Genomic DNA, 13278 nt, shown 5'->3' with positions numbered 1-13278 from the left:
CTCTCCCACCCCTACTGGCGCGGCGCGGGCTTTACTACCGGCGGGGTGCGCGGCCGAGGGGGGGTAGGCGCCTGGTTGTCGCTGACCGGCGCGACGGTTGAATCACTCGGCGCCGCCACGGGCGTTGCGGGAGCCAGCTCACTGCCCGGCGCGGGCGTAGGGGCAGCGGGACTCGCGGTGCCGGCCGGAGCCAGCCTGGCCGCGCCGGCGGCCGGGGTTTTCGCTGGCGCCTTAGCTGGGTTTTTGGCCGGGGCTTTGGCTGGCGTTTTAGCCGGTGCGGGGCGGGTGGGCGCCGCCGGCGCCCGTCGGTCGCTCACGGGGTTGGCGGTGTCGGCCTCATCGGCGGGCAGCGTTTGCAGGCGCTGGCGGGCGGCCTCCACGATTTCGGCGACCGGAAACTTGTTGTCGATGATGGAGTTGAGCGTGCCGCGGGCCTGAAAAATCTCGCCCTGCGCGGCGTAAATCTCGGCCACGAGCAGAAACGCCCGGCCCTGCCACAGCTCGTAATTGGAATAGTTGCTGTTCACCTTCAGCGCCTCGGCCAGGGCTTCGGGGTATTTCTTCTGCTCGAACAAGGCCTGGCCCAGCAGGTACTGCGCCTCGGCGCCGTTGAGGTCGGCCGGGGCGGCGGCCACGGCGGCGCTCAGCTCCGTGATGGCCTGGTCAAGGTTGTTCTGGCGCAGGCTGGCTTTGCCCAGGTAGAGCAGAGCGGCGTTCGTGGCGTTGGCCGTGGCGCCAGCCTGCCCGCGCAGCTCCTCGGCCACTTGGCGCGTGGCGGCGTAGTCGCCGCTTTCGTAGGTGGCGCGCAGCAGGCCGAGCGTAGCCGTGGCCACCTCGCGGCGGTTGGGGCTGCTGGTTTTCAGGCGCTGGTAGTACTTGATGGCTTCGGGGTAGTTCTTGGCCTCGAACTCTAAATCAGCCACCCGGCCGGCGGCGCGGTTCACGAACTCGCTCCTGCCTTCCTCGACCACGGCGCGCAGCCGCGGCAGCGCCTCCTGCTTGTTGCCGGTTTTCAGGTACGAATCGGCCAGGAAAAAGCGGGCATCCGGCCCTAATGCGCTGGCCGGATACTGCGTCAGGAAATTTTGCAGGCGGGTTTGGGCGAGCGGATATTTCTCGGCCAGGTACAGGCTTTTGGCCGCCTCAAACTCGACGCTCTCCGTGGCCTTGCTGGTCGGGTTTTGCTGCTTGAAGCTGCCCAGCGCCTGGTCAAACTCCTCGGTGCGGCCCAGCGCGGCCAGGCTTTCCTGCAAGGAGTAGATGGCCTGCGCCGCGGCTTCGGAGCGGGGGTAGGCGGTCAGGATTTTCTGAAAATCGGCCACGGCCTTCTCGTGCTGCTGCAAGTTGGCGTAGGCCACGCCGCGCTTTTGCAGCGCCGCCGGCACCAGCGGACTGTTGGGCCGGTTGTCGAGCAGCCGGGTGAAGCCCGTAGCGGCCGGCGCGTAGTCGCCGGCCTCAAAGTCGAGCTGCGCCTGCTGAAACACCGCCTGCTCGGCGTAGCGCGAGTTGGGCGCGGTTTTGAGCAGCGAAGCCAGGGTCTGGCCGGCCTCAGCGCGCCGGCCGAGCGCGCCGAGCGTCACGCCCTTCTGGTAGTAGGCGTAGTCCTTGTCGGCGGCATTGGCCTGAATGACCTTGTCGTACAGCTCGAGCGCGGCGGGGTAGCTTTTGGCCACGTAGTAGGTGTCGGCCAGGCGCAGCGTGGCGTCGTAGTAGTTGGGGTCGCCGGGCTTGGCGTCGGTGTCACTCAGAAAGGCCTGAAACTGCGGGCGGGCGCGCTCATACTGCTTGGTGTTGTAGTAGGCGTAGCCCAGGCCGTAGCGCGCTTTCTGCTCAAAATCCGCTTCTTCCGGGCTCACGCCGCCGCGCCGGGCGTCGCGGGCCGCCGCCACGTAGGCCGCAATAGCCTCCGGGTAGCGCTGGCCCACGGAGTAGATTTCGCCGCGCAAGACCTGCGCCGCCGCCCGCAGCGCATCATCCTGCGGGTACTTCAGGCTCTTGTCCAGCAAGGGCAAGGCCTCGCCGTATCGCCCGTTATTATACAGGGTTGCGGCCTGGGAGTAGGCCACGCGCTGGTAGGTCGCGTTGAGCCTGGCGCTGCGCTCATCCAGGCCGTCGAGGTAAGTCAACGCCTGCTGATAATCCGAAGAAGACAAGAAGCTTTGGCTGAGCAGGTCATCGACGAGCGGCTGGCTTTTCGAGCGCGGAAACTTCTTCTGAAAGTCGCGGAGCGCGGCAATGACTTCGGGCTGATTGCCCAGCTCGTAGTTCACCTGTCCCAGCTTGAGCGTGGCCTGCTCGGCGATGTTACGGTCGTAGGTGCCCTGCCGGGCGGCCTCGAAGGCGGCCAGCGCGAAGGGCTTCTGATTGGTTTGCAAGTAGCTCAGCCCCAGGTGATACGCCGCGTTCTGGCCCAGCGAGTCGCGGCGGGCGGCCACGGGCTTGAAGCTGGCAATGGCGCCGGGGTAGTCGCCGGTTTTGTAGTTGGCAAACCCGATTTTGTACTGCAAGGCCGGCTCAATCTTTTTCCTACCCCCCGCGTAGCGGTCGAAGTAGCCGGCGGCCTGCTGGTAGTCCTTTTTCTGATAATAGGCATCGCCCACGAGCAGCTGAATCTCGTCGGCGTTCTGGGGCGGCGGGGTATTCTGGAGGGCCTGGCTGGCATAGGCAATCAGGCCGTCGTAGTTGCCCTCCTTGTAGTAAATCTGGGCCATCACGGCCGGCACCACGGGCCGGTAGGCGTCGTTCTGCTCGGCCACGCTCAGGTCCTGGCGGGCGGCGGCGTAGTCGCCGGCGCGGTAGGCGAGGTAGCCGGCGTAATACGAGCTGGCGTAGCGGTACTGGCCCGGCGCCTGCTTGCTGCGGTCGAACAGCAGGCGGGCCTGGTCGTAGTCTTTCTGCTCGAAGTAGCTGTAGGCCAGTTTGAAATCCGACTCGGCCCGCTGGGCGGCGCTCAGGTTATCGGGCGCCACTTTCTGGAAGTAGGCAACCGCCTGCGGGTAGTCCTTGCGGTCGAAGTAGAACCTGGCCAGCTCGAAATACGCCACGGCCGCGCGCGGGTGCACCGGGTTGCGCTGGGCAAAGTCCAGAATCAGGCCCTCGGCGTCGGGGTGCTGCAAGTAGAGGCCCGCCACGGCGTAGTAGTACTCGGCATCGGCCGAGCGCGGGCGGTCGTCGTCGCCGGCCGCGGGCGGGGTGCTGGTGCGGCGCCCGGCTTGCTCCATATAGCGCCGGAAGCTTTGCTGGGCGGCGCCGTACTGCCCGCGGTCAAACAGGTCGAGCCCTTCCTGAAAAAACCGCTCGTCGTTTTGAAAGGCCTGGGTTTGCTGGGCCTGGGCCGGCGGCGGGGCCGCCGCAGTCAGGGCCGCCGTGATGGTCGTTGCCAGGGCCAGCCGGGGAAATAGCTTCATCGAAAGCAGTTAGGTCAGGGAAAGCAGCTCGGCGCTAGGCGCGGCTGGTTGCGGCCAAAAGTAGCGAAAAACGGGTTGGCCGGGATTAGCAAGCCAGACCAGGACCGTGCTAACGCGGGTTTTGGCTTGGCTGGTATAGGGGGGGTAGGGTTCAGCCGGGCTACCTTGCTCCATGCAAAACCGCAGGCTCACCCACGACGGCCGCCGCTACGAGATTTTCCGGACCAGCCAGTTTGCCGAGCACATTGCCTGCTATGCAAACATTACTGCTGCACAGTTTACTGCTGCACTGCTTGTTGAATTGCTAACACCCCGACTATACCGGTTGGCAGGTCAATTTCAACGCCAAGATTCCTCTCGATGATTCTCGTTGATTGTTTACTCTGGCGCTCAATTAAATCAGTCACATACGGCGGAGGCGAATCCAAAATGTACTTCGTGCCTACTTCAAGAATATCCTGCGCACGTTCAGCAATTGAACCGTTGGTGATGAACGGCGAACACACCAAACCTGCCAGCGGAATCGAGTAATTCAAGGTGTCCTTCAAACTACACCTATTAGCTTTCTTCATTGCAGTAGGCTTCCGAAAGCGTTGTACAGCAACAGCCGTCACAGTGGAACAGCCAAAATTATGTGAGTCAAAGTGCGACACCCAGATAGGAAGCAGTTTATTATAGGTTGGGTCCAGCCAATGTGAATACAGGCAATAGATGGGCACACATGGATAAGGGCCAGTTTGAGCACTTAAAATCAAATCGTCACATTGGTAAACCCTTGGTCCGGCTTCTTTACCATGATAGCGGTGTAATTCTTTAAATTTATCCTCATGCTGGTGAATGACTTTTGCTTGGACCCTCATACCAATCCATTTGCCAGAACTCCCCTGAAACCACCATTCCCAATCCGCACCATTTTCTCTTTCCTCTTTTTTATGGAAAGCCTGGATATTGAATCCTAACACTTGGAGCCTCAGTAAGTCGCGGATTAACAGGTCGGTCAATGTTTCTTCTCCCAGCCAATAAAGGTTACGCCCCTCTTCTACGCGGTTCCATGTAGCAATGGAAACACTACTGAAAGCTGCACAAAGGGCATTTGGCATTGAAAGTCTAGCTAAAAGATGAGAAGGCAGTCGGCCAAGTTACAGAAGAAACGAACAGGGCATCTGTCGCTACGTTTAGCATAAGCCGGCTTTTCTTTCCACCTTGTACGCCATGCCTGAAGAACTTCCAATTCCAGTCTCTGCAAACGAAACGCAGTCTACCAACCTACCTGCCATAATCCCCTCGGCGGCGCTGGTGCTGTACCGGACGCAGACGACGCTGGGGCTGCTGCGAGATGTGGTGCAGGAGAGTTCAGGGAATTATTGGTATCAGCGTGGAAAAAAAGCTAGTGAAGCACAGAATTGGGAACAAGCAAAATATGCGTTTGAGCAATGTATAATACTGGATTCTACGCACTGGAGGGGAGCGCTACAACTAGCTGCTACACTTGTGCGGAAACAATCTAAGTCAGTAGTAGCAACAGCGATTCTATTAAGTTATCATAATGGCTATCTAAGTTGGATGAAATTTGTAAAAGAATTATCTGAAAGTCAATGGACAGAGTTGCATATTTTATTTATTGAGCGTATGGAGGCTGAGCAAGACACGTTCGAAATCCTACTGGCATTCGCGTTAGTATTGCGTACTCGAAATGAGAATATTCAAGCTCGTCAAATTTTGGAAAACTCGCAGAGGAAATTTGAAGAGCAAGTAAATAAGTCCGACTTGTGGCATTTATTATCGGGGGCACTATGGTTTCAACAGAAGAATTTCTCTAATACAGTTGAGGCTTACGACCACGCCATCAAATTAAATCCATTTAACAGTTATACCTATTTTAATAGAGGAATGGTGAGATTTCACTTTAATAAATACTTGGATGCGTTATCCGATTATAATAAGGCCATTAGCCTAAGCTCTGAGGTAACAGCTTTTTATTTTCACCGGTCTTTGGTTAAGAAAAAACTACAAGATTATAGCGGGGCACTAGTTGACAGTAACACATTAATATCTCTAACACATTTTTCAGCTGTGGGTCTTTACAATAGAGCCATAATCAAAGCTATTTTAGAAGATTATCTTGGGTCCATTGAAGATTTTAACTCGGTTATTGAATGGGATGTTGAATGGGACACTTTATCAAATATTAAATGTGCAGATGTATATTTTGCAAGAGGTGTAATAAAGGACGTGCTTGAAGACACCATCGGAGCTTTATCAGACTACAGTAGTGCTATCAAATTAGATTATAAAATGCGAAAATCATATGATAAGAGGGCTTTGGCGAAAGATAAACTAGGTAATATGGCAGGAGCAACTGCTGACCGACAAGCCGCGAAGAATTGTTAAAAAAGTGAAACAATAAATGCAAACAGAAGCTCACTTCACCGGCATCCGCGCCGTGCTGCTCCGCGAAATCGGTCTGGCCCAGCACTCGGTACACGTGGCCGTGGCCTGGTTCACCGACCGGACGCTGTTCGCGGCGCTGCTGGCGCGGCAGCGGGCGGGCGTGGCCGTGGCGCTGTGTTTGACGCGAGATGAGCAGAACATCAACTTCCGGCCCGGCGGCCTGCCCTTCGCGGCGCTCGAAGCGGCCGGCGGGCGTGTGGTCGTGGTCGAGGGCCGGCTCATGCACCACAAGTTTTGCATTCTCGACGGGCGCGACGTGCTCACCGGCTCCTACAACTGGACCAACCGGGCCGCACAGTCGAACGAGGAAAACCTGGTGCTGACCACCGGCGACCCGGAGCTGGCCCGGCATTTCCTGCGCGAGTTCGGGCGCCTGAGCGGGCAACTCGCGCCGGCCGCTGGCGCCGACGCGGCCGTGCAGCGCGTGCTCAAGCGCCTGGCCGTCATTCAGTCGCTGCTGAGCCTGCACGAAACCGAGGACCTCCCCAAGCACGTGGAGCGCCTCGAAGCTGAAAACCTGCCCAACCCACGCTTAGCCGCCGTGCTCGCCGCCCTGCGTGCCCGCCGCTACGCCGAAGCTACCGGCCTGCTGCAAGACTTCGTGGCCGCCTACGCCCAGGTGCAGGTCTGGGAAGACCCGCTGCTGCCCGCGCTGCAACTAGAAATTCGGTTGCTGGAAACCGAGCTGCTGGCCCTGGAAGCCGAGCGCGCCGAGGCCACCCGCCTGCTGACGGCCTTCGAGCTGTGGCACCAGCGCGAGCTGGGCGAGCTGCTGCAAACGGTACTGGGCTTGCGCCGCGACGTGGCCCGCTTCTTCCGGCAGGAGTCCACGTACTCGGAAAGAGAGTACCAGCAGGCCAAGCGGCGCTACCAGCAGCAAACCCACGACCGTGAGCAGGCCCAGGCCGTGGCCGTCCACACTTTCGACCTCGACGCGCCCGGCCGCGCCACGCTTAAAAAGCTCTACCGCGAAGCCGCCCAGCTCTGCCACCCCGACCGGGTAGCACCCGCCTACCAAAGCGCCGCCACCGACGTGTTTCAGCAGGTGCTCAACGCCTACCAGCGCCAGGACCTGGCCGAATTGCAAGCGCAGCTGCTCCAGTTGCGGCAGGGCATTTTCACGGCCGCCACTACAGCCCTGACCTCCGTGGAAATCCTGCGGGCCCGCCGCGACGCGATGGCCGCCAAGCACGCCGCGCTGCTGCGGGAGCTAACCGAACTGCGCGCCGCCGAGGCCTACTCGCTGGCGCAAGCCGAGGAAAGCGTGAAAGCGGACTACCTGACGACTAACCGCGCGGCCCTGCAAGCTGAGCGCGACCGGCTGCGGGCGCAGTTTGAGCGGTTAGGCAGGCCAATGGCTGCTTAATCGAATTAAACTTAATTGGTTAGGTTCGACTACTAATCCTTAGCGTCTTTGGCTGACGCTGGTAGCCGGCACCGAATACTAGGGCGGGGCTGCCGGCCCGGAAGTCAGTAAGTTTACTTCTTACCTGCCAGCGCGCGCCGGCCTGGAGTTGACCTGCCGGTGCGCCCCGGCACTATTCCCTACCCCCCTTCCCATGATGAAGCGCTTCGTACAGAAACTCGTTTTAGTCAGCCTCGCCGGGCTGCTCACCGGGGCCGCGCAGGCCCAGCAGCTGGGCATTTTCGCGGGCCACCAGGATGTCGGCACCGAAGGGCAGGCCGGCACGGCCACCTATGCGCCCGCGACGCGCCTCTACCGCCTCCGCGGCGCCGGGCGCAATGTGTGGGAGCGCCGCGACGAGTTTCAATATGCCTATAAGAAAATGACGGGTGATTTTATCCTCTACGCCCGCGCCGGATTTGAAAAGCCCACCGGCGCCGAGCCGCACCGCAAGCTGGGCTGGATGGTGCGCCAGAGCCTGGCCCCGGAGGCCGCCCACGTGAGCGCCCTGACCCACGGCGACGGCCTGACGGCCCTGCAATTCCGGAAAGCAGCGGGCGCCCTCACCGAGGAAGTGCAGGCCAAAGTCACGCAGGCCGACGTTATTCAGCTCGAACGCCAGGGCTCGACCTACACCATGCGCGTGGCCCGGTTCGGGCAGCCCTTCGTGACGGCGCAGGTAGCGGACATCGAGCTGGGCGCGGAGGTCTACGTAGGACTGGTGGTGTGCTCCCATACTGCCAGCGTGGCGGAAACGGCCGTCTTCCGCGACGTGCAAATCTCGGAGCCGGCGCCCGCGAGCAACGTGCCCTACCAGGGCTACCTGGGCAGCCGCGTCGAGCTGCTGGACGTGGCCAGCGGCGCGCGCGAAGTGGTCTATACCTCGCCCAAGTCCTTGCAGGCGCCCAACTGGCGCCCCAACGGCAAAAGCCTGCTCTACAACAGCGACGGCCTGATGTACGAGCTGAATCTGGCCGCCCGGCAAGCCCGGGTGCTGCCCACCGGCGAGGTCAAAAACAACAACAACGACCACGTGCTCTCTTTCGACGGCAAGCAGCTCGGGCTGAGCAGCGGCGTCGATAAGCTCGGCGGCTCCATTGTCTATACCGTGCCTTCGGGCGGCGGCACGCCCCGGCAGGTGACACCCAAGGGACCCTCCTACCTGCACGGCTGGTCGCCGGATGGGCGGTTTCTGGTCTTCACTGGGGAGCGCAATAAAGAATTCGACATCTACCGGGTGCCGGCCGGCGGCGGGCCGGAAGTGCGCCTCACCACCGCCCCCGGCCTCGACGACGGGCCCGAGTACACCCCCGACGGCCGCTATATCTACTTCAACTCCAACCGCACTGGCACCATGCAAATCTGGCGCATGAAGGCCGACGGCAGCCAGCAGCAGCCCGTCACCGAGGGCGAGTTTCACGACTGGTTTCCGCACGTCTCGCCCGATGGCAAGAGCCTGGTGTTCGTCTCCTTTCTCAAGGAGGAAGTGGCGGCCGGCGACCACCCCTTCTACAAGCACGTGTACCTGCGGATGATGCCGATTAGCGGCGGCGAGCCCAAGGTGATTGCCTACCTCTACGGCGGGCAGGGCAGCATCAACACGCCCTCGTGGTCGCCCGACGGCAAGCGGGTGGCCTTCGTGAGCAACAGTGTCACCGTCGAGCCGGCCGCGGCGCCCGCGCCACCGAGCCAGAAGCCCTAATCCCTACCCCCCTCTCCGGCCGGGAAGGGGGGTAGGGAATGGCCGCGCAACTGGGAAGCAGTTCTTACCACTGGGCGTTACCATCGGGCGGCCCCTGCTTGCTTTTTACTTGAAATACCGGGCGTACTGCGCGGGCATGGCCGCCAGGGGCTTGATCATAATGCCCTTGTAAAACACCTCGGCGGCTTCGCTCTGGAGCTGGATTTTGCCGCTCGTCAGCGGCTGGCGCTGGCCATTAACTACGTAGCTGGAGTTGTTCAGGGCCATCACGACGTGACCGTTCACAATGTGTACGCTCTGGCCGTTGACATTAATTAATTCCAGCTCATTCCACTGGCCTACGGGCCGCTCGTAGTTGGCGGCGGCCTGGCAGAAATTGCGGCCCTCGCTTCCCATCCGTACCGGCGCCGCGGCCGGGTCGTACTTAAGGGCGTCTTTCGTGGGGGTGGCCCGGATGTCGACCGCCGAGTTGGCGATGCACCAGAAGTCGCCCATCGCGTTGCCGTCCTTGTACTCCGACACCTGAAACTCCTGGCTCAGCATCCAGCTGCGCCAGTAGTCCACGCCGCACTCGCCCTGGCTGTTGTAGAGCAGGCCGCTGTCGAGGGGCTCATCGAGGCGGGGCACCCACTTCTTGGTGCCCCATTTCACTTTCAGCTTGAGGTGGTAGTTGCTGTAATCCTGCCGCGTGAAGACGCAGCCGTAGATTTCGCCGCTGATGCGCAGCACCGGCTCGCGGCCCTGCATGGTTACGGAAAAGACGTTGGCCTCATTCTTATCGTAGCCGATGGGCGCCACTGGCTGGCCCTGCGCATCGACCACTGGCTGGCCCTTGTAGCCGAGCTGGTGGCGGTAGCTCTCGTAGTTGCGCCACTGGCTCAGGTTTTTATCCAGCAGCGGCTCCCAGTCGGGGCGCCGGTTGACGGCGGCGCCGGAGCCCAGCAGCAGCGTGGTGCTGAGGGCCAGCAGGGTCATTCTTTTCATGGGGCGAGGCTGTTTGTGGGGCGATGAGTGAGCGGCTTGATTTTCAGCAAAAACTTCTGGTAAACTTAGCGTCTATCCGAGAAATGAGACCGTCATGCAGAGCGCAGCGAAGCATCTCGCGTGGGGCAGTAATCCATGTTCAAGCGTTTGGATTACCGCCCCGAGCGAGATGCTTCGCTGCGCTCTGCATGACGGTCTTATTTCTCGGATAGACGCTAAGTAAAGACAAAAACCGGGAGCAGCCCCACCGGCGCACTGCCACCCGCCCGGCCGGCCGCGCCCCAGGCTCCCCTATTCCCTACCCCACCGCCCCGGCCGGCACCGGGTGCAGAATGCGCCAGACCAGCTCGCGCAAAATCTCCTCCTCATTGAGCGAGCCGCTCGCGATGCCCTTGCTCTGCGCGTCGGCCCGGCGCAGCAGGTGGATGATTTCCAGGGTGCGCTCGGGGGGGTAGGCGCGGCGGGCGAGCTGGAAATCTTTCTGGGCGAAGGAGTTCATAATGCCCAGCTTTTTGTACTCGGCATCGGAGGGGGTAGGGCTGCCCTGGTGCAGGACCAGCAGCTTGGTGAAGAAGCCGAAGAGCAGCGTCAGGTTGGGGATGAGCGGGTTGGCCTTAGGGTTGGCGGCGAAGTAGGTGAGGATGCGGTTGGCCTTGAGCACGTCGCGCTGGGCCAGCGCCCGCTGCAATTCAAAGATGTTGTAGTCCTTACTGATGCCGACCAGCCGCTGCACCAAGTCCTCATCAATGGCCTGGCCGGGCTTGACGTTGAGCAGCAGCTTGTCAATCTCGTTCGTGAGCCGGCTCAAATCCGTGCCGATGTATTCGGCCAGCATCGCCGTGGCCTGACCGGAAATCTGCTGGCCGCGGCTGCGCACGTAGCCCGTGAGCCACTGCGGCACCTGGTTGTCGTAGAGCTTCTTGCTCGTCATCAGCACTGCTTTTTCGGCCAGCAGCTTGCCCAGCTTCTTGCGCGTGTCCAGGGTTTTGTGCTTGTAGCAAAACACCAGCACCGTACTCGGCAGCGGGTTTTTGAGGTAGGCTTCCAGGAAGGGCCAGGCGCGCTCCTGCTCCAAATCGGCCACGTTCTGCGCCTCCTTGACGATGACGACGGTGCGCTCGGCCATCATTGGAAACCGCTTGGCCTGGCTTAGAATCGTGGCCACGTCCACGTCCTTGCCGTAGAGCACGAGCTGATTAAAGGCGCGGTCGGGCTCGGGCAGCACCGATTTTTCCAGCGCGTCGGCCACGCGGTCGACGTAGTAGGGCTCGTCGCCCTGCAGGAAATACACCGGCTGAAACTGGCGCTGCTGGATTTGCTTAAGTACGGCGTCGGGGTCGAGGAGCAATTATAAGTTATGAGTTATGAATTATGAGTTGCTTTAAGGATGAGCATCCAAGCAAAGCTCCTGGTAGGGCAAAGTTATGGGCAGGCTAACTTTGCCACGGAGGCGCGCAGCTTGATTGCTCATTTGCCCAACTCATAACTCATAATTCATAACTCATAATTGACCTTACTTGACGAACTCCGCTGGCGCGGGATGCTGCACGACGTGATGCCCGGCCTGGAAGAGCACCTGACGCAGGCCGCGCCCATTAGCGGCTACATTGGCTTCGACCCCACGGCCGCCTCGCTGCACATCGGCAACCTGGCCACGATTATGCTGCTCGTGCACTTGCAGCGCGCCGGCCACCGCCCCGTGGCCCTGGTGGGCGGCGCCACCGGCATGATTGGCGACCCGAGCGGCAAATCCAGTGAGCGCAACCTGCTGGACGAGCCCACGCTGCGCGCCAACCAGGCCGGCATCCGGGCGCAGCTGGAGCGGTTCCTGGACTTTACGCCCGGCCCCACGCAGGCCGTGGTGGTCAATAACTACGACTGGTTCAAGGACTTCAGCTTTCTGGAGTTTTTGCGCGAAGTGGGCAAGCACCTGACGGTGAACTACATGATGGCCAAGGAGTCGGTGAAGCGCCGCCTGGGCCACGCCGAAGCTGCCGACGCCGAAACGGGCGGCGCGGCGCCGGCCGAGAGTCGCGCCGAAGGCCTCTCCTTCACCGAGTTCAGCTACCAGCTGCTGCAAGGCTACGACTTCCTGCACCTGTTCCGCACCCTGAACTGCACGCTGCAAATGGGTGGTTCCGACCAGTGGGGCAACATCACGACCGGCACTGAGCTGATTCGCCGCCTTAGCCCTACCCCCCCTCCCGCCGCCGAAGCCGATTCAGCTCCGCCGCCCCGCGCCTACGCCCTGACGTGCCCGCTCGTCACCAAGGCCGACGGCGCCAAGTTTGGCAAGAGCGAGAGCGGTAACGTCTGGCTCGACCCGGCGCTGACTTCGCCCTACCAGTTCTACCAGTTCTGGCTCAACGCCACCGACGCCGACGCCCCGCGCCTGCTGCGCGTCTTCACGCTGCTTTCCCAGCAGGAGATTGAGGCGCTCGAAGCCGAGCACGCGCTTAATACTGGCCTAAAAACGCTGCAAAAAGCCCTGGCTGAGGATGTAACTATTCGCGTTCATTCTGCCGCCGCCTATAAAGCAGCGGTAGCTACTTCAGAAATTCTCTTCGGTAGCGGTGACCTTGCGTCAGTAGATGAAAACACCTTAATTGGAATGTTTACCGGCATTCCGCACGTGCGGGTGCCGCACACGGAGGCTACTCTCCTCAATGTAGCTGTATTGCTTAGCGAGGCTACCGCCAGACAGATTCTTCCCTCCCGGGGCGAAGTGCGCAAGCTCATCCAATCCGGCGGCCTGCGTAGCAACGGTGAGAAACTCACTTCGCCCGAAATGCCAGTAGCCGATTTGCCTCTGCTTCACGGCAAATACCTCGTTATCAAAAAAGGCAAGAAGGACTACTACCTGATTGAGCTGACGGACTAACTGCTAAAAGGCAATTCCCTACCCCCTCTTCAACCGCAAGGAGCGGGGCAGGAAATAAATCGACTTATAGAATATAGAACAAGACCTTTACCAAAAAGGCCCCGCTGCAAGCAGCGGAGCCTTTTCAATTAACGTCGTTTCAAACGCGCTTACTTCTTCTTAGCAGCCGGAGCGGCTTTCTTAGCACCACCCGCGGCAGCACCGGCGGCTTTCTTGGCCGGAGCGGCTTTTTTGGCGGCGCCACCGGCAGCCGCGCCACCCTCGGCACCGGCCGAGTTCTTCATGTTCTGCACCTCCAGGCGAAACTCCTGGGCCATGTTCTTGAGGTCCTGCATGCCTTTGCGGACGCGGGTACCGGCGGCGGCGTTCTTCTTGTCGTAGAACTTCTCGAAGTCGTCTTCCATCGACATCACCAGGTCTTTCAGCTTGCTAAAATTATTCATGTAAC

The 13278-nt window shown here is 60.6% G+C and carries 8 protein-coding genes and 1 pseudogene; 4 read left to right on the top strand and 5 right to left on the bottom strand.

The window, feature by feature from the left end; translation table 11 throughout:
• Positions 1 to 11 precede the first annotated feature (11 nt).
• Positions 12 to 3407, bottom strand: a complete 3396-nt coding sequence (locus tag ACFE70_RS01850; protein ID WP_375416001.1) for a tetratricopeptide repeat protein — start codon at positions 3405 to 3407, stop codon at positions 12 to 14.
• Between the two features lie 278 nt (positions 3408 to 3685).
• Positions 3686 to 4507: a DUF6615 family protein gene (locus ACFE70_RS01845; protein WP_375416000.1), complete on the bottom strand. Its 822-nt coding sequence runs from the start codon at positions 4505 to 4507 to the stop codon at positions 3686 to 3688.
• A gap of 112 nt (positions 4508 to 4619) precedes the next feature.
• Between ACFE70_RS01845 and ACFE70_RS01840 the strand changes: the two genes are divergently transcribed.
• From ACFE70_RS01840 to ACFE70_RS01830, 3 genes are all read left to right on the top strand, one after another.
• Positions 4620 to 5798: a tetratricopeptide repeat protein gene (locus ACFE70_RS01840; protein ID WP_375415999.1), complete on the top strand. Its 1179-nt coding sequence runs from the start codon at positions 4620 to 4622 to the stop codon at positions 5796 to 5798.
• A gap of 16 nt (positions 5799 to 5814) precedes the next feature.
• Positions 5815 to 7224, top strand: coding sequence for a phospholipase D-like domain-containing protein (locus ACFE70_RS01835; protein ID WP_375415998.1), 1410 nt, complete (start codon positions 5815 to 5817; stop codon positions 7222 to 7224).
• 193 nt (positions 7225 to 7417) lie between these two features.
• On the top strand, positions 7418 to 8965 hold the full coding sequence (locus ACFE70_RS01830; protein WP_375415997.1) for a TolB family protein: 1548 nt from the start codon (positions 7418 to 7420) through the stop codon (positions 8963 to 8965).
• Positions 8966 to 9070: 105 nt separating this feature from the next.
• On the opposite strand, the gene ACFE70_RS01825 is transcribed toward ACFE70_RS01830, so the two are convergent.
• Together ACFE70_RS01825 and holA are read right to left on the bottom strand one after the other, a co-directional pair.
• Complete coding sequence (locus ACFE70_RS01825) at positions 9071 to 9949, bottom strand: DUF1080 domain-containing protein (protein ID WP_375415996.1); 879 nt, start codon at positions 9947 to 9949, stop codon at positions 9071 to 9073.
• A gap of 298 nt (positions 9950 to 10247) precedes the next feature.
• Positions 10248 to 11297, bottom strand: coding sequence for a DNA polymerase III subunit delta (gene holA / locus ACFE70_RS01820; protein ID WP_375415995.1), 1050 nt, complete (start codon positions 11295 to 11297; stop codon positions 10248 to 10250).
• A gap of 159 nt (positions 11298 to 11456) precedes the next feature.
• Here holA and tyrS point away from each other — a divergent pair, with 159 nt between their 5' ends.
• Positions 11457 to 12830, top strand: coding sequence for a tyrosine--tRNA ligase (tyrS, locus tag ACFE70_RS01815; protein ID WP_375415994.1), 1374 nt, complete (start codon positions 11457 to 11459; stop codon positions 12828 to 12830).
• A gap of 272 nt (positions 12831 to 13102) precedes the next feature.
• Here the strand turns inward: tyrS and ACFE70_RS01810 are convergent.
• A pseudogene (locus ACFE70_RS01810) lies at positions 13103 to 13273 on the bottom strand (histone H1); the annotation flags it as partial.
• Between the last annotated feature and the right edge of the window lie 5 nt (positions 13274 to 13278).

Origin of the sequence: uncultured Hymenobacter sp. (assembly GCF_964243305.1) — a bacterium.
In the GTDB taxonomy this organism is placed as follows: Bacteria; Bacteroidota; Bacteroidia; order Cytophagales; family Hymenobacteraceae; genus Hymenobacter.
Note: the sequence above shows the minus strand (reverse complement) of the source record. Positions and strands in the feature narration are given on the sequence as shown.

What these genes read in the sequence shown, in the direction of transcription:
- ACFE70_RS01835 (WP_375415998.1), top strand. Translation starts at nt 5,815, where the DNA reads ATGCAAACAGAAGCTCACTTCACCGGCATCCGCGCCGTGCTGCTCCGC.
- ACFE70_RS01830 (WP_375415997.1), top strand. Translation starts at nt 7,418, where the DNA reads ATGATGAAGCGCTTCGTACAGAAACTCGTTTTAGTCAGCCTCGCCGGG.
- ACFE70_RS01850 (WP_375416001.1), bottom strand. Translation starts at nt 3,407, where the DNA reads ATGAAGCTATTTCCCCGGCTGGCCCTGGCAACGACCATCACGGCGGCC.
- ACFE70_RS01840 (WP_375415999.1), top strand. Translation starts at nt 4,620, where the DNA reads ATGCCTGAAGAACTTCCAATTCCAGTCTCTGCAAACGAAACGCAGTCT.
- ACFE70_RS01825 (WP_375415996.1), bottom strand. Translation starts at nt 9,949, where the DNA reads ATGAAAAGAATGACCCTGCTGGCCCTCAGCACCACGCTGCTGCTGGGC.
- ACFE70_RS01845 (WP_375416000.1), bottom strand. Translation starts at nt 4,507, where the DNA reads ATGCCAAATGCCCTTTGTGCAGCTTTCAGTAGTGTTTCCATTGCTACA.